Annotated in this window: 24 protein-coding genes; 17 read left to right on the top strand and 7 right to left on the bottom strand. The window is 73.1% G+C overall.

All coding sequences use genetic code 11. The annotated features are described in order from the left end of the window. Positions 1-185 precede the first annotated feature (185 nt). Together ACFFXY_RS04030 and ACFFXY_RS04025 are read right to left on the bottom strand one after the other, a co-directional pair. Entirely contained in the window at positions 186-1,112 is a 927-nt protein-coding gene (locus tag ACFFXY_RS04030) for a rhomboid family intramembrane serine protease (RefSeq protein ID WP_382346083.1), read from the bottom strand. Positions 1,113-1,122: 10 nt separating this feature from the next. Then, positions 1,123-1,635, bottom strand: a complete 513-nt coding sequence (locus ACFFXY_RS04025) for a peptidylprolyl isomerase (protein ID WP_359947033.1) — start codon at positions 1,633-1,635, stop codon at positions 1,123-1,125. Positions 1,636-1,814: 179 nt separating this feature from the next. Between ACFFXY_RS04025 and ACFFXY_RS04020 the strand changes: the two genes are divergently transcribed. Next, positions 1,815-2,114, top strand: a complete 300-nt coding sequence (locus ACFFXY_RS04020) for a hypothetical protein (RefSeq protein WP_359947031.1) — start codon at positions 1,815-1,817, stop codon at positions 2,112-2,114. Positions 2,115-2,509: 395 nt separating this feature from the next. On the opposite strand, the gene ACFFXY_RS04015 is transcribed toward ACFFXY_RS04020, so the two are convergent. Beyond that, positions 2,510-3,667: an aminotransferase-like domain-containing protein gene (locus tag ACFFXY_RS04015; protein WP_382347376.1), complete on the bottom strand. Its 1,158-nt coding sequence runs from the start codon at positions 3,665-3,667 to the stop codon at positions 2,510-2,512. A gap of 210 nt (positions 3,668-3,877) precedes the next feature. Between ACFFXY_RS04015 and ACFFXY_RS04010 the strand changes: the two genes are divergently transcribed. Beyond that, positions 3,878-4,396: a YbhB/YbcL family Raf kinase inhibitor-like protein gene (locus tag ACFFXY_RS04010; RefSeq protein ID WP_382346077.1), complete on the top strand. Its 519-nt coding sequence runs from the start codon at positions 3,878-3,880 to the stop codon at positions 4,394-4,396. Beyond that, positions 4,389-5,546 carry a thiolase family protein gene (locus tag ACFFXY_RS04005; protein ID WP_382346075.1) on the top strand — a complete coding sequence of 386 codons (1,158 nt, stop codon included), beginning with the start codon at positions 4,389-4,391 and terminating at the stop codon, positions 5,544-5,546. Before ACFFXY_RS04010 ends, ACFFXY_RS04005 begins: the two co-directional genes overlap by 8 nt. Before the next feature lie 170 nt (positions 5,547-5,716). Here ACFFXY_RS04005 and ACFFXY_RS04000 read toward each other — a convergent pair whose 3' ends face one another. Next, complete coding sequence (locus ACFFXY_RS04000) at positions 5,717-5,977, bottom strand: cell division protein CrgA (RefSeq protein WP_359947023.1); 261 nt, start codon at positions 5,975-5,977, stop codon at positions 5,717-5,719. A 683-nt stretch (positions 5,978-6,660) separates the two neighbouring features. Here ACFFXY_RS04000 and ACFFXY_RS03995 point away from each other — a divergent pair. The 5 genes from ACFFXY_RS03995 (at position 6,661) to ACFFXY_RS03975 (ending at position 9,944) form a co-directional block, all read left to right on the top strand. Further along, positions 6,661-7,530, top strand: a complete 870-nt coding sequence (locus tag ACFFXY_RS03995; RefSeq protein WP_382346073.1) for a class E sortase — start codon at positions 6,661-6,663, stop codon at positions 7,528-7,530. Between the two features lies 1 nt (position 7,531). Next, positions 7,532-7,837 carry a hypothetical protein gene (locus ACFFXY_RS03990; RefSeq protein WP_382346071.1) on the top strand — a complete coding sequence of 102 codons (306 nt, stop codon included), beginning with the start codon at positions 7,532-7,534 and terminating at the stop codon, positions 7,835-7,837. A gap of 16 nt (positions 7,838-7,853) precedes the next feature. Continuing rightward, positions 7,854-8,456 (top strand): anthranilate synthase component II, encoded by a 603-nt coding sequence (locus tag ACFFXY_RS03985; RefSeq protein WP_382346069.1) that lies wholly within the window; start codon positions 7,854-7,856, stop codon positions 8,454-8,456. A 139-nt stretch (positions 8,457-8,595) separates the two neighbouring features. Continuing rightward, positions 8,596-9,021, top strand: coding sequence for a DUF7144 family membrane protein (locus ACFFXY_RS03980; RefSeq protein ID WP_382346067.1), 426 nt, complete (start codon positions 8,596-8,598; stop codon positions 9,019-9,021). A 59-nt stretch (positions 9,022-9,080) separates the two neighbouring features. After that, on the top strand, positions 9,081-9,944 hold the full coding sequence (locus tag ACFFXY_RS03975) for a YihY/virulence factor BrkB family protein (protein ID WP_382346065.1): 864 nt from the start codon (positions 9,081-9,083) through the stop codon (positions 9,942-9,944). Here ACFFXY_RS03975 and ACFFXY_RS03970 read toward each other — a convergent pair. Both ACFFXY_RS03970 and ACFFXY_RS03965 read right to left on the bottom strand, forming a co-directional pair. After that, positions 9,941-10,603: a response regulator gene (locus tag ACFFXY_RS03970; RefSeq protein WP_382346063.1), complete on the bottom strand. Its 663-nt coding sequence runs from the start codon at positions 10,601-10,603 to the stop codon at positions 9,941-9,943. The two genes, ACFFXY_RS03975 and ACFFXY_RS03970, sit on opposite strands and share 4 nt — an antisense overlap. After that, positions 10,600-11,793, bottom strand: coding sequence for a sensor histidine kinase (locus ACFFXY_RS03965; protein WP_382346061.1), 1,194 nt, complete (start codon positions 11,791-11,793; stop codon positions 10,600-10,602). The genes ACFFXY_RS03970 and ACFFXY_RS03965 overlap by 4 nt, the downstream gene beginning before the upstream one ends. A gap of 215 nt (positions 11,794-12,008) precedes the next feature. Here ACFFXY_RS03965 and ACFFXY_RS03960 point away from each other — a divergent pair, with 215 nt between their 5' ends. The 5 genes from ACFFXY_RS03960 (at position 12,009) to ACFFXY_RS03940 (ending at position 15,121) form a co-directional block, all read left to right on the top strand. Next, positions 12,009-13,013, top strand: coding sequence for a carboxymuconolactone decarboxylase family protein (locus ACFFXY_RS03960; RefSeq protein ID WP_382346059.1), 1,005 nt, complete (start codon positions 12,009-12,011; stop codon positions 13,011-13,013). Further along, on the top strand, positions 13,006-13,431 hold the full coding sequence (locus ACFFXY_RS03955; RefSeq protein WP_382346057.1) for a DUF6220 domain-containing protein: 426 nt from the start codon (positions 13,006-13,008) through the stop codon (positions 13,429-13,431). The genes ACFFXY_RS03960 and ACFFXY_RS03955 overlap by 8 nt, the downstream gene beginning before the upstream one ends. A 90-nt stretch (positions 13,432-13,521) precedes the next feature. Then, complete coding sequence (locus ACFFXY_RS03950; protein ID WP_382346055.1) at positions 13,522-14,076, top strand: NUDIX hydrolase; 555 nt, start codon at positions 13,522-13,524, stop codon at positions 14,074-14,076. Beyond that, positions 14,073-14,600: an NUDIX domain-containing protein gene (locus ACFFXY_RS03945; protein ID WP_382346054.1), complete on the top strand. Its 528-nt coding sequence runs from the start codon at positions 14,073-14,075 to the stop codon at positions 14,598-14,600. Before ACFFXY_RS03950 ends, ACFFXY_RS03945 begins: the two co-directional genes overlap by 4 nt. Beyond that, entirely contained in the window at positions 14,600-15,121 is a 522-nt protein-coding gene (locus tag ACFFXY_RS03940; protein ID WP_382346053.1) for an NUDIX domain-containing protein, read from the top strand. Before ACFFXY_RS03945 ends, ACFFXY_RS03940 begins: the two co-directional genes overlap by 1 nt. 49 nt (positions 15,122-15,170) lie before the next feature. Here ACFFXY_RS03940 and gnd read toward each other — a convergent pair whose 3' ends face one another. Continuing rightward, the gene (gene gnd / locus ACFFXY_RS03935; RefSeq protein ID WP_382346051.1) at positions 15,171-16,601 is read right to left on the bottom strand and encodes an NADP-dependent phosphogluconate dehydrogenase; all 1,431 of its coding nucleotides are present in this window, start codon (positions 16,599-16,601) and stop codon (positions 15,171-15,173) included. A 154-nt stretch (positions 16,602-16,755) separates the two neighbouring features. On the opposite strand from gnd, the gene ACFFXY_RS03930 reads away from it, so the two are divergent. The 4 genes from ACFFXY_RS03930 (at position 16,756) to ACFFXY_RS03915 (ending at position 20,634) form a co-directional block, all read left to right on the top strand. Beyond that, positions 16,756-18,120 carry a cystathionine beta-synthase gene (locus ACFFXY_RS03930; protein ID WP_382346049.1) on the top strand — a complete coding sequence of 455 codons (1,365 nt, stop codon included), beginning with the start codon at positions 16,756-16,758 and terminating at the stop codon, positions 18,118-18,120. Between the two features lie 88 nt (positions 18,121-18,208). After that, positions 18,209-18,856: an SRPBCC family protein gene (locus ACFFXY_RS03925; RefSeq protein ID WP_382346047.1), complete on the top strand. Its 648-nt coding sequence runs from the start codon at positions 18,209-18,211 to the stop codon at positions 18,854-18,856. A 44-nt stretch (positions 18,857-18,900) separates the two neighbouring features. Continuing rightward, a complete protein-coding gene (locus ACFFXY_RS03920) occupies positions 18,901-19,281 on the top strand; it encodes an ArsR/SmtB family transcription factor (RefSeq protein WP_382346045.1) in 381 nt (126 codons plus the stop codon). Between the two features lie 165 nt (positions 19,282-19,446). Then, a complete protein-coding gene (locus tag ACFFXY_RS03915) occupies positions 19,447-20,634 on the top strand; it encodes a glycosyl hydrolase family 18 protein (protein ID WP_382346043.1) in 1,188 nt (395 codons plus the stop codon). The last annotated feature ends 58 nt before the right edge of the window (positions 20,635-20,692 follow it).

Below are 20,692 nucleotides of genomic sequence, written 5' to 3'. Positions count from 1 at the left end.
GGGAGGGGCCCCGAAGCGATCGCGAGAAAAGCGCGATCGGCGGCGTTCTGGCCCGGCGGGGGAAGGCGCGGGCGGCAGCGTCTATGCGCGGCAGGGAAGCGCACGAGCGGCAGCGTTCGGCACCGGGCGGAGAAGGGTGGGATCGGCGGTGGTCTCCGCCGGGCCGCCTTGCGGCGGCCCGGGGGCTAGACGACGTCGAAGCGGTTGTCGAGGGAGCCGGTCTGGAAGAACGTGACTGCGGCGAGCGCGATCAGGAACAGCGCGAAGCCGATCCAGTGGAGCTGTCGCCGCTCGCGCGGCGTGAACGTGAGGATCGCGCCGCAGATCAGGCCGCCGATGAGGCCGCCGACGTGGCCCGCGAGGCTGAAGCCCATGAAGATGGTCAGCACCAGGTTGAGGCCCAAGAGCACGTAGATGCCCTGGTTGTCGCGCCGGAGCTTGCGGTTGACCATGATGAGGAGCCCGAACAGGCCGTAGACGGCACCGGAGGCGCCGGCCGTGAACGTGTCGTAGGAGAACAGGTAGACCGCGACCGAGCCGGCGAGACCGGACAGGAAGTAGGCCGCGGTGAACCGCGCGGGCCCGAGGTCGCGTTCGAGGATCCGCCCGAGCATCCACAGCACCACCATGTTGAACAGCAGGTGGATGGCCCCGAAGTGCAGGAACATGGCCGTGATCATGCGGTAGTACCCGCCCGCGGCCACGACCGGCGTGGTGAACGTGTTCCCGAAGAGCGTCACCGGCACGTCGGTGCTGTAGCCGGGCACGAAACCAATCTCGGCGCCGAACATGTGCAGCGGCGTCATCGACGAGGACGTGACCGCGGAGAGGCTGCCGCCCGCGACGATCGCCAGGACGAACACCGCGACGTTCGCGCCGATGAGGACCTTCGTGGCGGTCCCGGCGACGCCCGCGCGCGAGCCGCCGCCGAACGAGGAGCGCGTCTTGCGCATCGTCCGGCGGCCCTCGGCCACGCAGTCGGGGCATTGGAAGCCCACGGGGGCGTCGATCCGGCAGTCGGCGCAGATCGGCTTGTCGCAGCGCACGCAGCGCAGGTACGTCTGGCGGTTCCGGTGGCGATAGCAGACCGGGGCCGACTGCTCTTCGCTCATCGAGGGGGTGCTACTTCTCGATGACGACGGACTCGATGACGATCTCGTTGACCGGGCGGTCCATCGGGCCGGTCGCGGTCTTGCCGATGCGGTCGACGACCGACTGCGACTCGGGGTCGGTGACCTGGCCGAAGATGGTGTGCTTGAAGTTCAGGTGCGGGGTCGGGCCCAGCGTGATGAAGAACTGGGAGCCGTTGGTGCCGGGCCCGGCGTTCGCCATCGCGAGGAGGTACGGCTGGCCGAAGTGGAGGTCCGGGTGGAACTCGTCGGCGAACTGGTAGCCGGGGCCGCCGCGGCCGGTGCCCGTGGGGTCGCCGCCCTGGATCATGAAGCCGTCGATGACGCGGTGGAAGATCACACCGTCGTAGTACGGGCCCGAGCCGGGCTGGCCGGTCTCCGGGTCCTTGTACTCCTTGGTGCCCTCCGCGAGCCCCACGAAGTTCGCCACGGTCTTGGGCGCGTGGTTGTCGAGCAGTTCGATCCGGATGTCGCCGGCATTGGTCTTCAGCGTCGCCTTCGTCATGGCGTCTATGGTGCCAGACGGCCGAGGTTCGTCCAACTTTCTCCCCCGTTTCCCTCGACGGGTGTCACAGGCCGGTGCACGATGAGTTGTACATGCACCTAGAGGAGGCATTCACGATGGGCTTCAGCCGACGTTCCGCGACTCCCACCCGGGAGGCAGTGGACCATTTCAAGCACGGTGTGACCTCGTTCAAGGACGCGGGTTTCGCGGCCGCGCGGGGCACCCGCGACGCCGCGGCGCCGAAGGTCAACGTCGTCCTCGCGAAAGTGGGGCTGCGCAAGCCCCCGGCGCCGAAGTGGCCGTGGGTGGCGGGCGCCATCGGGGCGGGCCTGGCGATCGGCGGCGCCGTCGCGTACCTGTGGTACCGCCAGCGCACGGAGTCGATCGGGGAGCAGCTGCTCGCCGACGAGCTGCTGGACGACACGGAGCTGGACGACCGGGCGCTCCAGGAGGAGCTCGTCGACAGCGTGAGTCGGTAGCGCCGCCGGGCGGCGCGGCGGTCCGGGGGGACGCCGCCGCCGCGGCGGGAGAGGGAAGGCATCCGGCCGCGGGCCGGGTGATCGGGGATCCGTGCGGGCACGGGTCCCCGGAATCGTTCCGGGGCAAGGGGAGCGCGGTGCGGGGAAGGGCAACGCCGGACCGGTGTCTCGCTCCGGGGGGGAGTGGGCGAGTCCACCGATCCGGCGTCAGGGGGCGGGATAACGGATGCTGCCGCGGGCTGGGCCGCGGCCACGCAACCGATTGTGTCGCCCCGCTCGCTTCCGGGGAAGGGCGGTGCGGTGGCGGTTATACGCCATGTCGCATAACCGCCATCCATACTCGACGAAGAGTTGCCGTGCCGTCACGTCTCGTGTCGTGACGGCCGGCGCTCCGGTCAGGCGCGGGAGGTCTCCACGGCCTTGGCGAGGCGGCGCACGCCCTCGTCGATGCGGTCGGCCTTCACGGCGGAGTAGGCCAGGCGCAGGCAGGACTCGCCGCCGTCGAGCACGAAGTCGGTGCCCTTGACGACCTGGACGCCCTCGTCGGCGGCCGCGGCGGCGACCTTCGCGCAGTCGACGCCCTCGCCGAGGTCGACCCACAGGAAGTAGCCGCCGTCGGGGACGACGAACTCGGCGTTCGGCAGGTGCGCGCGCAGGGACGCGGCGAGCTGGTCGACGCGCTCCTCCAGGGCGGCCTTGACCGTCTCGATGGACCGGTCGAGGGCGCCGGAGGCCGCGAACTGGTAGATCGTGGACTGCGCGAACATGTTCGGCGCGATGTACGTGTTCGTGGCGGCGGCCGCGATCTGGGCGATGAGGTCGGCGGGGCCGACGAGGTAGCCGGTGCGCAGGCCGGGGCAGACGGTCTTGGAGAACGAGGACGCGTAGACGACGCGGCGCCCGGCGTCCTGCTCCAGCATGGTCGGGAACTGGTCGCCGCGGAAGCGGATGTCGAGGTACGGGTCGTCCTCGAAGATCGTGAAGTCGTAGTCCTCGGCGAGCTGGAGGAGGCGGACGCGCTTCTCGCCCGAGAGCGTGACGCCCGCCGGGTTCTGGAAGTTCGGGATGATGTGCGCCAGGGACGGGCGGACGCCGTCCTTGAGGAGCACTTCGAGCTCGTCGACGTCGAGGCCGTCGGCCTGGACGCGGACGGGGTGGAGGCGGCCGCGGCGCTCGCGCAGGCCCAGGAGGGTCCGGTCGTAGGTGGGCCGTTCGACGACCACCGCCGAGTCGGGCTTGACGAGCGCGTCGAACAGGAACGCGTCGGCCTGCATCGAGCCGTTGGTGACCAGCACGTTCTCGGGCTGGACGCCGTGCTTGGCGGCGATCCACTCGCGCAGCGCGGGGTAGCCCACGGACGTGCCGTAGCCGGTGGTCCCGGCCGGGTCGGCGTCGAGGGCGGCCACGGCCGCGGCCTTGAGGCCCTCGGTGTCGACGATGTCGAGCGACGGGGCGCCCCGGGAGAAAGAGATGACGTCGATGTTCGGCATGACACCAGCGTAAGCGGCCCGAAGGGTGGGCGTCGAGCGGCATGTGCGCGGGCCGCGGCGCACTTCACGCCGCGGCACGGGCGGGGAGCGCAGGGCAGGGCCGGTCAGGGCGCGGCACGGGGGCGCGGCGGCGCGCGGGTGCTGCCGCGCGGTCCGGGCCGGGCCGGGGCGCGGGCGCGATACGGTGCAGGAGAAGCCGTTCGCTGTGAAGCGCAGATCCCGCGGCCCCGCGGGCGGACCGTTCCGTCCCAGGGGCCCGGAAGGAGGAGGACGATGACGTCGCTCGACCGCACGAGGGCCCCGTGGCCCTACGATTTCCTTCCCCCCGTCCCGTCGTTCGCGGTCGTCTCCGACGACGTCGCCGACGGCGCGGTCCTGGCGGACCCGCAGGTGGCCGGGCAGGACGTGTCCCCGCACCTGGCGTGGTCGGGGTTCCCCGCCGAGACCGCGGCGTTCGCGGTGACCTGCTTCGACCCGGACGCGCCGACCGGGTCGGGCTGGTGGCACTGGATGCTGCTGGGCCTGGACGCGTCGGTGACGTCGCTGGCGACCGGCGCGGCGGGCTCGCCGCCGCCGGGGGCGGTGCAGCTGCGCAACGACTCGGGGACCATCGGGTTCGCGGGGGCCGCGCCGCCGCCGGGCGACCCGGAGCACCGGTACCTGTTCGCCGTGCACGCGCTCGGGTCGCCGGTCGAGGTGGACGCGGGGGCGTCGATGGCCGTGGGGGCGTTCCACCTGACGTTCAACACGATCGCGCGCGCGGTGGTCGCGCCGGTGTACCGCAATGGCTGAGGCGGTGGTCCTCGCCGCCGCGCGCACGCCGCTGGGGCGGCGGAAGGGCGTGCTGGCGGGCGTGCACCCCGTGGACCTGGCGGCGCACGCGATGAACGCGGCGCTGGCGCGGTCGGGGCTGGGGCCGGACGCGGTGGACGACGTGGTGCTCGGGTGCGTCTCGCAGGTCGGGGAGCAGTCGTGGAACGTCGCGCGGAACGCGGTGCTCGCGGCGGGCTGGCCCGACGCGATCCCGGGGACGACGGTGGACCGGCAGTGCGGGTCGAGCCAGCAGGCGGTCGCGTTCGCGGCCGCGGCGGTGCTCGCCGGGCACGCGGACGTCGTGGTCGCGGGGGGCGTGGAGTCGATGACGCGCGTGCCGATGGGGTCGAGCGTCGGCGAGGGCGCCGGGCTGCCGTACGGTCCCGCGGTGCGGGAGCGGTACGCGGGGGAGCTGGACGTGTCGGCGCCGGTGCCGTTCGACCAGGGGGTGGCCGCGGAGCGGGTCGCCGCGAAGTACGGGATCGACCGGAAGGCCATGGACGCGTTCGCGCTGGCGAGCCATGAGAAGGCCGCGGCGGCGGCGGACGGCGGGCGGTTCGCGGCGGAGATCGCGCCGGTCGCGGGCGTCGGCGCCGACGAGGGCATTCGGCGGGACACGAGCCTGGAGCGGCTCGCGGCGCTGCGGCCGGTGTTCCTGGAGGACGGGTCGGTGACGGCGGGGACGTCGTCGCAGATCTCCGACGGGGCGGCGGCGCTGGTGGTGACCACCGACGAGCACGCGCGGCGGCTCGGGGTGCGGCCGGTGGCGCGGATCGCGGCGGCGTGTGCGGTCGGTTCGGACCCGGTGCTGATGCTGGACGGGCCGATCCCGGCGACGGCGAAGATCCTGCGGCGCACCGGACTCGACCTCGACGAGATCGACGTGTTCGAGGTGAACGAGGCGTTCGCGGCGATCCCGCTGGCGTGGCTGGCGGAGACGGGCGCGGACGAGGAGCGGCTGAACCCGAACGGCGGCGCGATCGCCCTCGGCCACCCGCTGGGCGCCTCGGGCGCGCGGCTGGCCGCGACGATGCTGCATCACATGCAGGCCAACGGGTTGCGGCGCGGCCTCCAGGTCATGTGCGAGGGCGGCGGCATGGCGAACGCGACGGTGTTCGAACTGCTGTAACGAGAGGCGCACCGAAAAAGGCATAGTCGGGCGGATCACGAAATAAGCCGATAAATCCGCCCTTAAGGGACCCCTGGCACAAGAGTACGCCGGGGGTCCGACACTTTCGGGGGGCCGAGTCCGTGCGAGGAGGACTCGGGTTCACGAGCGGGACGCCGGGGCCGGCTCGGTCAGCGCCACTTCGAGAGGACGAGGAGGGCCGCGACCATGCAGGAGAAGCCGACCGCGAGGTTCCAGTAGCCCCAGGCCGCGACGGGGTAGGCCATGCCGGAGAGGTAGAACAGGGTCAGCCAGCCGATGCCGATCACGATGAGGGCGACGGCGGTGATCGGGACCCAGGTGGGGCTCGGCTCGTAGCTCTCGCCCGAGCTGGTGCTCGTCCCGGCGGAGCTTGAGTAGACCTTCTTCTTGCGCACGCGTGACTTCGGCATCGACGACTCTCCAACTGAGGGACATGTCCGGCGTCCAGGGTACCGCCCGCCGGTGACGCCGCGTCCGCGCGGCATCGCGTAGCTCACACCCCGGAGGTGAGCTGCCCGATTCCGGGCCCCGAAGGCGTGTAAGGAGTAGGGCGGGAACCGCATCGCCGCCGCGGCGCCGCTGTGCCCGGCGCGCCCGGGACACGGGGCCGCGGCGGCGCCGGTGGGCTGCCCGTTCGGGCGATACTCGCCCTCGCGGGACAACCCTAGGATTGCCTCGCGCGTTATGGTTACGACAGCGCCCGCAGCACACGGGCACGACTGAGGGGAATTTCCAGGTGAGCGATCAGGACTGGTCCCCCTTCGCGAGCGAGCCTCCCCCTCGTCCGCAGGGTCCCCAGGGGGCCGCCCCCGGACCGGCGCCCCAGCAGCAACCACCACCGGTGAGCCCGCCCCGCGGGCCCCAGCAGCAAGGGCCGCAGCCCTCGCCTCCGCAGGCGCCGCACGGTCAGCAGCAGGCTCAGCAACAGGGCCAGCAGGTCCGGCAGCCGAGCCCTCCGCGGGCGGCTTCGCCTGCGCCCCAAGCGGGTCCGCCCGCCCCGGCGCCCGGCCGCGCGAGCGTCCCCGGTGCCGCCGGGAAGGCCCAGGTCCCCGGCGACCGGCCGCCCGGCGCGCGCCCGAGCCCCGGCCCGCGCATGCCCCCCGCCGAGCCGGCCGAGCCCGACTACGACACCACGACCGCGCTGCGCCCCCCGAAGCTCGCGAAGGCCCCGCTCGTCCCCGAGCCCGACGGCACCGCGATCCTCCCCGTCATCCCCGCCGACGACGTCCCCGCCCCGCCCGGCGCCGAGTCGGCCGCCCGCAAGAAGCGCACCGTCAAGCGCCACCGCGGCGACGGCGCCCGCTCCACCGTGCGCGGCCTCGGCGAGGTCCTCATCAGCCTCGGCGCGATCGTCCTCCTGTACGCCGCCTACGAGGTCTTCGGCGTCTCCGGGGAGATCAACAACGAGCAGGACACCCTCTCCACCGACCTCGACACCATGTGGCAGGCCGAGGAAGAGGGCGACGAGGGCTCCCCCGTCCCCGAGCTCGGCGACGCGTTCGCCCGCATGTGGGCCCCCGACATCCGCCCCGAGTCGTGGACGCTCGTCGAGGGCACCGAGCCCGCCGACATCGAGTACGCGCCCGGCCGGTACCTCGACGGGGCCATGCCCGGCGAGATGGGGAACTTCACGCTCGCGGGCCACAACGTGCCCGCGATCTTCCAGAAGATCCGCGACCTGGAGCCGGGCGACAAGGTCGTCATCGAGACCAAGGACTACTTCTACGTGTACGAGGTCCAGGAGCACGTCGTCGTCGACGAGACGCAGGTCGACATCACCGCGCCCGTCCCCGGCGACCCCGGCGCCGAACCCGGCGACGAGGACCACTGGCTGACCCTGTTCACCTGCCACCCCCTGTGGGACAACTACGAGCGGTACGTGGTCTACAGCCAGCTCGTCGACACCATCGATCGCGACGCCGAGGGCGACCTGCCCGACGCGGCCGTGGACTCGGAGGCCTGACGTGTACTCGTGGATCTGGAGCAAGCTCCCGTTCGGCCTGCCGGGCAAGATCATCGGCTCGGTCGCCCTCGGCGCCGGGGCGCTCGCGCTCCTGTGGTTCGTGGCGTTCCCCGCGATCCGACCGCACATGCCGTGGAGCAACGTCGACCCCGCGGGCGGCGTCGACGTCGAGCAGCCCGAGGACGGCGGCGACGGCGCGTCCCCGACCTGCACGCCCGGCGTCGACTGCCAGGACACCCAGTTCGACCCGGAGGACTGGCACACCGCCGAGTCCCCCACCGGGGAGACCGGCGAGGACGACGGGTGACCGACCGGAGCGGGCCGTGACGGGAAGCGTGCTGGTGGTGGACTTCCGCGACTCGTTCGTCCACACCATCGTCTCCTACCTGCGGGCCCTCGGGGCCCGCGTCGACGTGCGCCGCTCCGACCGGACCGATGTGGACGAGGCCGTGCGGCTGCGCCCCGCCGGGGTGCTGCTCTCCCCCGGGCCCGGCCGCCCCGACGAGGCCCGCCTCGGCCACGACCTCCTCGACCGGTTCGCCGGGGACGTCCCGGTCCTCGGCGTGTGCCTGGGGCACCAGGTGATCGCCGAGCACTGGGGCGCGGTCGTCTCCCGCGCCGCCGAGCTGCGCCACGGCGAGACCTCCCCGATCCTCCACGACGGGACCGGCGTGTTCGCCGGGCTCGCGAACCCGTTCACCGCCACCAGGTACCACTCGCTCGCCGTCGAGCCCGGCAGCGTCCGCGACCCGCTGCGCGTCACCGCGACCAGCGAGGACGGGACGGTCATGGGGCTGCGCCACCGCACCGTGGACGTCGAGGGCGTCCAGTTCCACCCCGAGTCGATCCTCACCGACGACGGGAGCGCGCTCCTCGCGAACTGGCTGCGCCGCACCGGGACCGGCGACACCGCAGGGGGCCCGTGAGACGCCCCCGGGACGCGTTCCGCGCGGTATGCCGGATACGCCCCGGCGGCGTCGAGTGTGGATGCCCCGGTTGCGGTCCGCGGTCGCCTAAGCTGTGCGGACGCGGCGACAACGCCGCCTGCTCCCGGGGGGACCGCGCATGACCGACAAGGACTGGGCGCCGCGCCGAGGCGGCGGCGGCTCCGGGTTCGCCGGGGTCCTGCTGCTGCTCGTCGGCGCCTGGCAGGTGTTCATCGGGTACGCCGTCGCCTCCGGCGACGCGTACGTGTTCACCGGCGGCGGCTACTGGTACCGCGCCGACAACACCGGGTGGGGCTGGGTCAACCTCGCGATCGGCCTGGCCGCCATCGCGATCGGCTTCGTGCAGCTCGCCCGGGTGCGGTCCCGGCGCCTGGAGCGGCTGCGCCGCGGCGGGTACGCCGGGCTGCTCGTCGCCGTCGTCTCCGCCATGAACCAGTTCTTCCTCGCCCCCCAGTACCCGCTGTGGGCCACCCTCGTCATCGCCGTCGACGTGTTCGTCATCTGGGCGCTCACCACCGGGCCCGACACCGGCGAGCGGGACTAGGACGGGACCGGATGTCGCGAACCGCCCCGAAAGCCCCGCGCGCCTGGCACCGTGGAGTGATGGGTGGACGGTCGATCATCAAAGCCGCCAAGCGATACGGGGCGGCCAGCCGCGGCGACGCCGCGGCCGCGCTCACCTACTACTCGGTGCTGTCGCTGTTCCCCGCGATCCTCGTCGGCACCTCCCTCATCGGGCTCCTCGACGCCGGAGCGACCGCGTCGCTCCTCGACGGCGCCGGAACGCTCGTGCCCGGCGACTCCATGACGATCATCGACGACGCGGTGGCGCGCCTCCAAATGGACCCGCGCACCGCCGGGCTCCTCGCGCTCCTCGGCCTCGCGACGGCCCTGTGGGCCGCCTCCAACTACGTCGCCGCGTTCTCCCGCGCCCTCAACGCCGTCGACGGCGCCGACGAGACCCGCAAGTGGTGGACCGTGCTCGTCGTCAGGGTCGTCCTCACCGTCGTCGTCGGCGCGCTGACCGCGGTGTGCGCGGTCGTCGCCGCGACCGGCGGGTCCGCCGCCCGCGCCGTCGGGCGCGCACTGCACGCCGGGGACGCCGCGGTCACCGTGTGGGGCTGGGTGAAATGGCCCGCGATCACCGTGCTCGTCGTCGTCATCGTCGCGCTCCTGTACTGGCTCGCCCCCGCGAAGCGGTCCCGGCTGCGCCGCCGCGCGCCCGGCGCGGCCCTCGCCGTGGTCCTGTGGCTCGCCGCCTCCGCCGGGTTCGGGCTGTACGCCGCGAACTTCGGCAGCTACGACAAGACGTACGGCGCGCTCGGCGGCGTCATCGTGTTCCTCGTGTGGCTGTGGATCACCAACGCCGCCCTGCTGTTCGGGTACGAGTACAACGCGACCGCCGACCCGGAGGCCGACACCGCCGGGACCGCGGCGGGCGAGGCCTCGGAGCCGAGCGCGGCCTAACCGGTCCCCTTGGCCTGCACCAGGCCCGACTCGTACGCGAACACCACCAGGCCCGCCCGGTCGCGGACCGCGAGCTTCATCATCGCCCGGTGCACGTGGGTCTTCGCCGTCGCCGGGCTGATGAACAGCCGCTCCGCGATCTCCGCGTTCGTCAGCCCCCGCGCCACCAGCGCCACGATCTCCGTCTCCCGGGTCGTGAGCCCCTCGACCTGCCCGGCGAGGCGCGAGGGCGGGTGGGCGACGTACTCGGCGACGAGCTTCGCGGCGATCTGCGGCGACAGGAGCGTCTCCCCGCCCGCCGCGGCCCGGACGCAGCGCAGCAGCTCCTCCGGTTCGGTGTCCTTCACGAGGTACCCGGCGGCGCCCGCGCGGAGCGCGTCGAACACGTACGCGTCGAACGAGTAGTTGGTGAGCATGACGACGCGCACGTCGCCGAGCCGGTCGTCGGCGGCGATGGCGCGCACGGCGCCGATGCCGTCGCCGCCGGGCATCTCCACGTCGAGGAGCGCCACGTCCGGCAGGGCCTCGGCGGCGAGGCGCACGGCCGTGGGGCCGTCGGCGGCCTCGGCGACGACGGTCATGTCGTCCTCGGCGTCGATGAGCGCCCGGAACCCGCCGCGCATGAGCGGCTGGTCGTCGGCGAGCAGGACCCGGATCACCGCGACTCCTCCAGTTCGGGCGCGCCCCCCGCGACCGCGGAGCCGGCGGCAGGAAGTGCGGTATCGGGGAGCGACGCCCGGACGGTGAAACCGTACGCGCCGGGTCCGACATCGAGGGTCCCGCCGAGGTCGTCGACGCGTTCGCGCATGCCGGTGATCCCGCGGCCGGGGACGACGGCGGCGGCGTCGCCGTTGTCGGCGACCTCCACGACGAGCGCGCCGTCCTCGCGGCGCACCCGCACCCGGACCCGGTCGCCCGAGGAGTGGCGGACCGCGTTCGTCAGCGCCTCCTGGACGATCCGGTACGCGGCGTGGTCGGTCTCGGCGTCCACCGGGACCGCGCAGTCGACCTCGCACTCGACGTCCACGGTGAACCCGAGGCCCCGGTAGCGGTCGGCGAGGTCCTCGACGCGGTCGAGGCGGTGCCCGTCGTCGTCGCGGAGCATCGTCAGGGTCTCGCGCAGCTCCCGCGTCGCGTCCTTCGCGGCGGCCTCCACCGCGACCAGGGCCGTCGGCGGCTCCTCGCCCCGCTTGCGCGCCAGATGGATCGCCACGCCGGCCTGGACGCGGATGACGGAGATCGAGTGGGTGAGGGAGTCGTGGAGCTCCCGGGCGATCCGGACCCGCTCGTCGGCGGCCTTGCGCTTGACGGCCTCCTCCCGGACGTGCTCGGCCTCGGCCATGTACGCGTCCCTCTGGCGCCGCGACAGGCCCGAGATGAGGGCCACGTGCAGCCAGCCGACGACCAGGAGCGTCCGCTCCACGACCTGCGCGTCGAACTCCCAGCCCGCGCTGTGCAGGTTCCCCAGCGCGGTGACCGCCGACAGCGCGAGCACCGTCCACACCGAGAGCGCCCGGTACCCCGTGTACATGGCGACGGCGATGGCGACCAGCGCCGGGACCACCGCGAGCGGGCCCACGCCGAGGGGCCCGGAGGCGAGGACCGAGCCGACGGCGAGGACCAGGACGAGCCGCGGGTGGCGCCGCCACAGCGGGAACACCAAGGGCCCCAGCATGAGCGGGAGCCAGCCCCACGGGGGCATGCCGTCGCGCACGTCCTTGATGAGGCCCGCCGCGAGGGTGTCGGCGAGCATCACGGCGGTGACGACCAGGTCGAGGCGCCGTCCGGTGAGGAGCTCGGCTCGCCTGCCGCGCGGTCCGGGGGCGCGGGTCTCGGGGGGAGTGGGCATGCCACCGATGGTATCGCCGCAGGCGGGCGGCGGCGTCGGCCCGCGGTGCAGGCCCCGGGTACCGCGCTGGGTGTACGCGCGGGTCGGTGCTGCCGCGTACGGCGAGGCCGCGGATGCCGCCCCGGGGCGGACGACGCGGGGGCGTGCGGCGGGGAGTCTGGAGTGGTGCGGCGGCCGCTGGGCCGCCCGAACCCCGAACGAGGAGGGAGCCTCCCGTGTCCCCTGCGGTCAGGCATGTCGTCCCTGTCGATCCGAGGCACGCCGAAGGCGTCGTGGCCGAGGTGTACCGGCAGGTCAAGGCCGAGCTGGGCGTCCTGGGCCCGGCGCTCACGATGTTCTCGCCCGCGCCGGAGCTGCTGGCGCCGGTGTGGTCGCTGCTGCGCGAGTCGCTGCTCGTCGGCGGCCCCGCGGAGCGGAAGGCGAAGGAGGTCGTCGCCACGGTGGTGGCGGTGCGCAACGGGTGCCGGTTCTGCACCGACGCGCACGTCACGATGCTGCACGCGGCCGGTGAGCCCGAGCTCGCCGAGGGGCTGCGCACGGGCGTGGCGCCGCCGGAGTGGGCGGCGCTCGCCGACTGGGCGGCCGCGCCCACCGCGGAGGGGCCGTTCCCGGCGGAGGCCGCGCCGCGGTTCATCGGGACGGCGCTCGTGTTCGAGCTGCTCACGCGCCTGTTGAAGGTGCTGGCGGTGAACGAGGCGCCGAGCCCGGTGCTGGCGACGCGCCTCGGAAGGTCGGTCGGGTCGCGGATGGTCCGCCAGGCCGTGGCCGCCGAGCTTGAGGCGGGCGCGTCGCTGCCGCTGCTGGAAGAGCGGCCGCAGTGGGCGCGGGGCACGGCGGTGCGTGAACCCGCCTGGGCCGCAGGGACTCCGGTGGGGCGCGCGTACGGCGCGGTCCGGTCGATGGCCGCGTACGGGTCGATGCTGCTCTCCGATGCGGCCGTGGAGGCGGTGGCGCGGACGGTGGGCGCGCACGGCACGGACCTGGCCGACCGGGTGCCGGACCTCGCGGGCGGGCGGGGCCTGCCGCGGGAGGCGGCCCTGGGGGCGCGGCTGGCCGTGGGCGCGGCGCTCGCGCCGGGCGCGGTCGCGGACGCCGACGTGGCGTCGTGGCGCGGCGAGGTGTTCACCGACCACTGCGTGGTCCATCTGCTGACGTTCGGGGCGATGACCGCGGTCGACGCCGTCCAAGACGAGATCGAAACGAGGAATGTCGATGCTTAGGTTCTATCGGGTGTGGATCGGCGTGCTCCACGCGCTGATCGGGATCCAGTTCTTCCTGGCCGGGTACGGGGCGCTGGGGACCGGCTCCCCCGACGAGTCGTTCTCCCTGCACATCATGAACGGGCGGCTCATCGCGGCGGTGGCGCTGCTGGGCATCCTGTTCGCGGCCCTGTCGCGGGCGGGCGGGAAGCTCACGGGGCTCGCGGCGGGCGTCCTCGGGCTGGTCGTGCTCCAGTCGCTGATCGCGCTGGTGAGCGTCGCGGGGACGGTCCCGGGGCAGATCGTCTTCGGGTTCCACGCGATCAACGCGCTCGTGATCATGGGCGTCGCGGAGTCGTCGGCGCGGCTCGCCAAGCGCCTCATCGCCGAGCGCAAAGAGGGCAAGGACGGCGCGGCCGCCGTCCCGGCCGCCGCATAAGACCTGCAAGGGGAACCAGGGGCCCGCGGCGCGTCACGCCGCGGGCCCGCCCGCGTCCCGGAGGCGCGGGCGCGGTGGGATGCTCGGGGGATGGGTGAGCTGGTGCGGCGCCGGTGCGCGCGGGTCCTCCTGGTCGACGAGGCCGACCGGGTGCTGCTGTTCCGCAGCACCGACTACATGGGGCCGGGCGTGGAGTACTACGTGACGCCCGGCGGCGGCCTCGACGCGGGCGAGTCCCTGGAGGCGGGCGCGGTCCGCGAGGTGTTCGAGGAGACGGGCCTGCGGCTGGACGGGCCGCTCGGGCCGGTGGTCGCCGAGACGGCCGGGACGTGGTCGGACAGCCCGGACCTGGTGGTGGCGTCGCAGGACGCGTACTTCTTCGTGCGCACCGCGCATTTCGCGCCGGTCCGCGACGGCCTGGAGGCGATCGAACGGGAGGAGTTCACCGAGGCGGTGTGGCTCACCGTCCCGGAAGTGACGCGGATCGATGCCCTGGTGTTCCCCGCGGGGATCGCGACGCTGCTCACGGCGCTCCTGGACGATCCGAGACCGGCTGCGCCCCTTCGCATCCCGTGGGGCGCGTGGACATGGGACACCGATAGGGGCTGGACGACTACCGAGCGTGCCCCCATACTTGACCGGTGAGCGCGACGAACGAACCCACCCGAATCGACCGGTACGGCGCGCGGTGCATCGTGATCGACGAACAGGACGCAGTGCTGTTCATCGGCCGGTCGGCCGCCGCGGACCGCCCCGCCCGCTGGTTCCTGCCCGGCGGGGGCATCGACCCCGGCGAGACCCCCCTCGACGCCGCCGTGCGCGAGCTGTTCGAGGAGACGGGCCTGCGCGTCCCGCCCGCGGACGTGACCGGCCCGGTCGCCCGCCAGCACTACCACGCGGACCGCGAGAGCGGCCCCTTCACGCAGGAGAACCAGCTCTTCCTGGTCCGCGTGCAGCGGTTCGAGCCGCACGTCTCCGGCGGCGACGCCTACGAGGCCGACTTCGAGTTCAACTGGATCCCCGCGACCGAGTTCGGCACCACCGCGGGCTTCGACCACCCCATCGAGTCCCTGACGCAGCTGGTGAAACGACTCATCGACGGCGACGTCCCCACCGAGCCGGTCCACCTGGAGCCGGCCGGGACCCCGGCCGACGCGCCGGCCGCCTGATGGGCGGCCTCGAATCCGAGACCGGCGCGGACTTCCGCGTCTCGACGCGCGTCATCCTCACGGCCCCCGACGGCTCCGTCCTCCACGTCGGCGGCGACCGCTGCCGCGACGGCGTCGAACGGTGGTTCACGCCCGGCGGCGGCGTCGAGGACGGCGAGGCCCCCGCGGCCGCGGCCGCCCGGGAGCTGTACGAGGAGACCGCGCTCAAGGTCGCGCCCGAGGCGCTGGCCGGACCGGTCGGGCACGGGACCTACGTGTGCTTCCCGCACGGCCGCCTGCTGGTCCAGAAGAACTGGTACTTCCACCTGCCCGTCGAGCGGTTCGCGCCCCGCATGCTCAGCGACATCGACTACGAGCGGCACCTGACGTTCCGGTGGCTGCCGGACGAGGAGTGCGGGTCCACCGACGGGATGCTCGACCCGTGGCGGCTCGTCGCACTCGTCAAGCGACTCAGGAACGGCGACCGGCCCGCCGAGCCGGTCGACCTCGGCGGGTCCTACGGCCCGCGCTTCGGCGACTGAACGGAGGACGCCCCCGCCCGACGGGCGGGGGCGTCTCGCTTCGCGGTCCTCAGACCTCGTGCTCGGCGCGGTCGCCCGACCAGTCGGTGTGGAAGGTGCCCGGGCGGTCGGTGCGCTTGTAGGTGTGCGCGCCGAAGAAGTCCCGCTGGCCCTGGATGAGCGCGGCGGGCAGGCGGCGCGAGCGCAGCCCGTCGTAGTACGCGAGCGCCGAGGAGAAGCCCGGGGTGGGGATGCCCGCGAGGGCGGCGGTGGCGACGACGCGGCGCCACGCGTCCTGCGCGTCGGTGACGATCTTCGTGAACTCGGGCGCGGCGAGGAGCGTCGGGAGGTCGGGGTCCGAGCGCCACGCCTCGGTGATGCGGTCGAGGAAGCGGGCGCGGATGATGCACCCCGCGCGCCACAGCGCCGAGCAGGAGCCGAGGTCGATGCCCCAGTCGTACTCCGCGGAGGCGGCGGCGATCTGGTCGAAGCCCTGCGCGTACGCGACGATCTTGGACGCGTACAGCGCCTGGCGGACGTCCTCGACGAACGTCTCCGGGAAGTCGGTCTTCGCGGTGGGACCGGTGAGCAGGTCCACGGCGCCTTCGCGCTGCTTCGTGCCCGAGGAGAGGGCGCGGGCGAACGTGGCCTCGGCGATGCCGGTGACCGGGACGCCCAGGTCGAGGGCGTTCTGGACGGTCCAGCGGCCGGTGCCCTTCTGGCCGGCCTGGTCGACGATGACGTCCACGAGGGGCTTGCCGGTGGCGGCGTCGACGTGGCCGAGGACCTCGGCGGTGACCTCGATGAGGTAGGAGTCGAGCTCCCCGGCGTTCCACTCGGCGAAGGTCTTCGCGAGGTCGGCCGGCTCGATGCCGACGCCGCGGCGCAGCAGGTCGTACGCCTCGCCGATGAGCTGCATGTCGGAGTACTCGATGCCGTTGTGCACCATCTTGACGAAGTGCCCGGCGCCGTCGGGGCCCAGGCGGGTGCAGCAGGGCGTCCCGTCGGGGGCCTTCGCGGCGATCGCTTCGAGGATCGGGCCGAGGGACTCGTAGGACTCCTCGGAGCCGCCGGGCATGATCGCGGGGCCGAGGAGGGCGCCCTCCTCGCCGCCGGAGACGCCGGTGCCGACGAAGTGGAGGCCCTTGTCGCGCAGCGCGGCCTCGCGGCGGCGGGTGTTCTCGAAGTGGGCGTTGCCGCCGTCGATGATCATGTCGCCGGGCTCCATGAGGGCCGCGAGCTGGTCGATGACCGCGTCGGTGGCGGGCCCGGCCTGGACCATGATCATGGCCTTGCGGGGGCGTTTGAGGGAGGCCACGAAGTCGGCGAGCTCCTCGGAGGGGACGAAGTCGCCCTCGTCGCCGTGCGATTCGACCAGCTCGGTGGTCTTGGCGTACGTGCGGTTGTAGACGGCGACGGTGAAGCCGTGCCGGGCGAAGTTGCGTGCCAGGTTGGAGCCCATGACGGCCAGCCCGACCACGCCGATGTCGGCGGTGCTCATGCCTGTCTCCCTACGTTGCGAAAGAGGTGTGCGCCCCGATTCTCGCCGGTCGAACCGGCGCGGGCGCCACCACCGCCGATCGTATCCACGCAGCGGGACGTGCACGGGCCGTTGCGCACGGCCGGTTTCGCAGGGCAGGCCCTAGGCTGTGACCATGCAGTACTACGAATCCGTGCTCGGCCTGATCGGCAACACCCCGCTGGTGAAGCTGGGCGCCGTCACCGGCGGCGCCCCGGCGACCGTCCTCGCGAAGGTCGAGTACCTCAACCCGGGCGGGTCCGTCAAGGACCGCATCGCCCAGCGCATGATCGACGAGGCCGAGGCGTCCGGGGCCCTCAAGCCCGGCGGGACGATCGTCGAGCCCACCAGCGGGAACACCGGCGTCGGACTGGCGATGGTGGCGCAGCAGCGCGGCTACCGGTGCGTGTTCGTGTGCCCGGACAAGGTCTCCGAGGACAAGCGGAACGTCCTCAAGGCGTACGGCGCGGAGGTCGTCGTGTGCCCGACCGCGGTGGACCCGGAGGACCCCAGGTCCTACTACAAGGTCTCCGACCGGCTCATGGCCGAGATCGACGGGGCGTGGAAGCCCGACCAGTACTCCAACCCCGCGAACCCCGCGTCGCACTACGCGCAGACCGGGCCCGAGATCTGGGAGCAGACCGAGGGGAGGATCACCCACCTCGTCGCGGGCGTGGGCACCGGCGGGACGATCACCGGGATCGGCAGGTACCTCAAGGAGGTCTCCGGCGGCAAGGTGCAGGTCGTGGGCGCCGACCCCGAGGGCTCGGTGTACTCGGGCGGCACGGGCCGGCCGTACCTGGTGGAGGGCGTGGGCGAGGACTTCTGGCCCGCGAACTACGACCGCGGACTCGCCGACCGGATCGTGGAGGTCACCGACGCGGAGTCGTTCGCGATGACGCGGCGCCTCGCCCGCGAGGAGGGCCTGCTCGTCGGCGGGTCCGCGGGGATGGCCGTGGTCGGCGCCGTCACCGTCGCGCAGGACGCGGGGCCGGACGACGTGGTCGTGGTGATCCTCCCCGACGGCGGCCGCGGGTACCTCTCGAAGATCTTCAACGACTCGTGGATGACCGAGTTCGGGTTCCTCGGCGGGTCCGGGGAGACCACCGTCGGCGAGGTGCTCGCCGCCAAGAACGGGGACATCCCCGAGCTCGTCCACGTCCACCCGCAGGACACGGTGCGCGAGGCGATCGACATCATGCGCCAGTTCGGGGTGAGCCAGATGCCGGTCCTCAAGGCCGAGCCGCCGGTGACCTCGGGCGAGGTCGCGGGCGCAGTCGCGGAGCGGGACCTCATGGACGCGCTGTTCGGCGGGAAGGCGACGCTCCACGACCCGATCGAGCGGCACATCGGGGCGCCGCTGCCGACGATCGGCTCGGGCGAGCAGGTCGAGCGGGCCGTGCAGTCGCTCCAGGACCGCGACGCGCTCATGGTGTTCGCCGAGGGCAAGCCGGTCGGCGTGCTCACCCGGCAGGACCTCCTCGGGTACGTGGAGCGCTGATCTCCCGGTTCCACTGATTTCCCGGGTTCGTTGACGGACCGGCCCGCACCCTCCTAGTATAAGTCTCAACTTATATTAGGAGGGGCACATGTTCGATGCCGTAGACCCGATCGGGGCCGTCGAGGCGGTCGCGCGGGAGGTCCGCACCGGCGAGCGCGACGGGAAGCCGACGCGCCTGGTCGTCGCGCGCCGCACCTACAAGGCCGACCGGGCCGACGTCTGGGACGCCGTCACCAGCCCCGACCGCATCCCGCGCTGGTTCCTGCCGCTGAGCGGCGACCTGCGCGAGGGCGGCCGGTACCAGCTCGAAGGGAACGCCGGGGGCGAGATCGTGCGGTGCGACGCGCCCGCCGAGCTCGCCGTCACGTGGGAGTTCATGGGCGGCCTCTCGTGGCTCGACGTCCACCTGAGCGAGGCCGGGGGCGGGACGGTCCTCGAACTCGTCCACGAGGCCCCCGTCGACCCCGAGTTCTGGGGGCAGTTCGGCCCCGGGGCGGTCGGCATCGGCTGGGACTCGGCCCTGTTCGGCCTCGACCTGCACCTCGCGGGCGGGGAGGACGTCGACCAGGCCGAGGCCGAGAAGTGGGCGGTCGGCCCCGTCGGCGTCCGGTTCTCCACGATCGCGGGCGAGTCCTGGGGCGAGGCCGCCATCGCCGACGGCGACGAGCCCGAGGCGGCGAAGGCCGCCGCGGCCAACGCGATCCGGTTCTTCACGGTGGCCCCCGAGGCGCCGTGAGCGCCCCGGCATAATGGCGCGGTCCCGACGGAAGTGAGGCTGCGATGGCGGATGCGGCGCTGGAGGCGCTCGGCGACCCGGTGCGGCGCCGCATCATGGAGCTGCTCGGCGCGGGCGACCGCCCCGCCGGTGAGGTCGCGGCCGTCATGCGCGAGGGCCTGGGCATCTCCCAGCCCGCGGTCTCGCAGCACCTGAAGGTGCTGCGGGAGGCCGGGCTCGTGACGGTGCGGGCGGAGGGGACGCGCCGGATCTACGGAGTGGACGACGCCGGGCTGGACGCGGTGCGGGCGTGGCTCGCGCGGTTCGAGGACGCCTTCGCGGGGCCCCTGGACGCCCTGGAGACCGAGCTCGCGCGCGGGAAGCGCGAGCGGCGGCTGCGGGGCGCGGGCGCGGAGGACCTGGGGGGACGGCGCGGGGCCGCCTAGCGACGAATAGTAAGGAGTCCGACTCGTTCGGTTGCGGGCCTTGGCAAGGCGGCCCGCAAACCGGGCGAGTCGGATTTTTCTGTGCCCCGAAGGCTTGACAAGCGGCGTGATGACCGACACGATGAAGGACATACATTTAGGAATCTTTAAATATATGGAGGTCCCTTGCGACGCCTACGATCCGCGGCCGTCATCGCCGCCACCACCCTCGCCGCGGCAGGCGCCGTCGCCCTGCCGGTCGCCTTCGCGAACGGCGCGTTCGCCGAGGCCGCCTGCGAGGGCGCGCCCTGGCAGAGCGGCGCCGTCTACGTCGGCGGCGACCGCGTCAGCCACCAGGACCGCGAGTACCGCGCCAAGTGGTGGACCACCGGCGAGACCCCCGGCACCACCGGCCAGTGGGGCGTCTGGGAGGACCTCGGCGCCTGCGACGGCGCCGAGCCCCCGACCACGGAGGAGCCGACCGAGGAGCCCACCGGCGGCCCCGGCCAGGGCGGCAACAACCTCACCGGCTACTGGCACAACTTCGACAACGGCTCGGGCGTCATGGAGCTGAGCGCCGTCCCCGCGACGTACGACATCATCGCCGTGGCCTTCGCCGAGTCCACGTCCACGCCCGGCCAGATCGACTTCGCGCTCGACTCCAGCCTCACAGGCGCCGGGTACACCGAGGCCGAATTCAAGGCCGACATCGACACGATCCAGGCCCAGGGCCGGGACGTGATCATCTCGGTGGGCGGCGAGCGCGGCAACGTCACCATCAACAGCGCCGCCACCTCCGCGGCGTTCGCGAGCTCCGTCGTGTCCCTCATGAACGAGTTCGGGTTCGACGGCGTCGACATCGACCTGGAGCACGGCATCAACGCGGGCGCGATCGAGTCCGCGCTGCGCCAGGTCGCCTCCGCGAAGCCCGGCTTCACGTACACGATGGCGCCGCAGACGATCGACTTCCAGTCCACCTCGGCCGGGTACTACCAGCTCGCGGTGAACACCAAGGACATCCTCACGATCGTCAACATGCAGTACTACAACTCCGGCACCATGCTCGGCTGCAACGGCCAGGTGTACGCCCAGGGCGACATCGACTTCCTGACCGCGCAGGCGTGCATTCAGCTCCAGGCCGGGCTCGCCCCGTCCCAGGTGGGCCTGGGCCTCCCGGCGGTGCAGAGCGCCGCGGGCTCGGGCTACGTCAACCCGACGATGGTCAACGACGCGATCACCTGCCTGGAGACGCGTCAGCGCTGCGGGGACTTCGTGCCCGCGCAGTCCTACCCCGGGATCGGCGGGGCGATGACCTGGTCGATCAACTGGGACCGGACGAACGGCTACAACTTCGCCAACACCGTGGGCGGTTAGCAGGCTTTACCCTCTCTCGCAAGCGGACCGGTCCCGCCCTCCCCTGGGCGGGGCCGGT

Source organism: Glycomyces mayteni (assembly GCF_042428885.1).
Classification (GTDB): domain Bacteria; phylum Actinomycetota; class Actinomycetes; order Mycobacteriales; family Micromonosporaceae; genus Glycomyces; species Glycomyces mayteni.
Note: the sequence above shows the minus strand (reverse complement) of the source record. Positions and strands in the feature narration are given on the sequence as shown.

Coding starts and splice junctions, on each gene's coding strand:
- ACFFXY_RS04025 (WP_359947033.1), bottom strand. CDS start 1,635: ATGACGAAGGCGACGCTGAAGACCAATGCCGGCGACATCCGGATCGAA.
- ACFFXY_RS04010 (WP_382346077.1), top strand. CDS start 3,878: ATGACGTCGCTCGACCGCACGAGGGCCCCGTGGCCCTACGATTTCCTT.
- ACFFXY_RS03955 (WP_382346057.1), top strand. CDS start 13,006: ATGCTTAGGTTCTATCGGGTGTGGATCGGCGTGCTCCACGCGCTGATC.
- ACFFXY_RS03930 (WP_382346049.1), top strand. CDS start 16,756: ATGCAGTACTACGAATCCGTGCTCGGCCTGATCGGCAACACCCCGCTG.
- ACFFXY_RS03950 (WP_382346055.1), top strand. CDS start 13,522: ATGGGTGAGCTGGTGCGGCGCCGGTGCGCGCGGGTCCTCCTGGTCGAC.
- ACFFXY_RS03925 (WP_382346047.1), top strand. CDS start 18,209: ATGTTCGATGCCGTAGACCCGATCGGGGCCGTCGAGGCGGTCGCGCGG.
- ACFFXY_RS04030 (WP_382346083.1), bottom strand. CDS start 1,112: ATGAGCGAAGAGCAGTCGGCCCCGGTCTGCTATCGCCACCGGAACCGC.
- ACFFXY_RS03980 (WP_382346067.1), top strand. CDS start 8,596: ATGACCGACAAGGACTGGGCGCCGCGCCGAGGCGGCGGCGGCTCCGGG.
- ACFFXY_RS04000 (WP_359947023.1), bottom strand. CDS start 5,977: ATGCCGAAGTCACGCGTGCGCAAGAAGAAGGTCTACTCAAGCTCCGCC.
- ACFFXY_RS03975 (WP_382346065.1), top strand. CDS start 9,081: ATGGGTGGACGGTCGATCATCAAAGCCGCCAAGCGATACGGGGCGGCC.
- ACFFXY_RS03995 (WP_382346073.1), top strand. CDS start 6,661: ATGCCCCCCGCCGAGCCGGCCGAGCCCGACTACGACACCACGACCGCG.
- ACFFXY_RS03920 (WP_382346045.1), top strand. CDS start 18,901: ATGGCGGATGCGGCGCTGGAGGCGCTCGGCGACCCGGTGCGGCGCCGC.
- gnd (WP_382346051.1), bottom strand. CDS start 16,601: ATGAGCACCGCCGACATCGGCGTGGTCGGGCTGGCCGTCATGGGCTCC.
- ACFFXY_RS03965 (WP_382346061.1), bottom strand. CDS start 11,793: ATGCCCACTCCCCCCGAGACCCGCGCCCCCGGACCGCGCGGCAGGCGA.
- ACFFXY_RS03940 (WP_382346053.1), top strand. CDS start 14,600: ATGGGCGGCCTCGAATCCGAGACCGGCGCGGACTTCCGCGTCTCGACG.
- ACFFXY_RS04005 (WP_382346075.1), top strand. CDS start 4,389: ATGGCTGAGGCGGTGGTCCTCGCCGCCGCGCGCACGCCGCTGGGGCGG.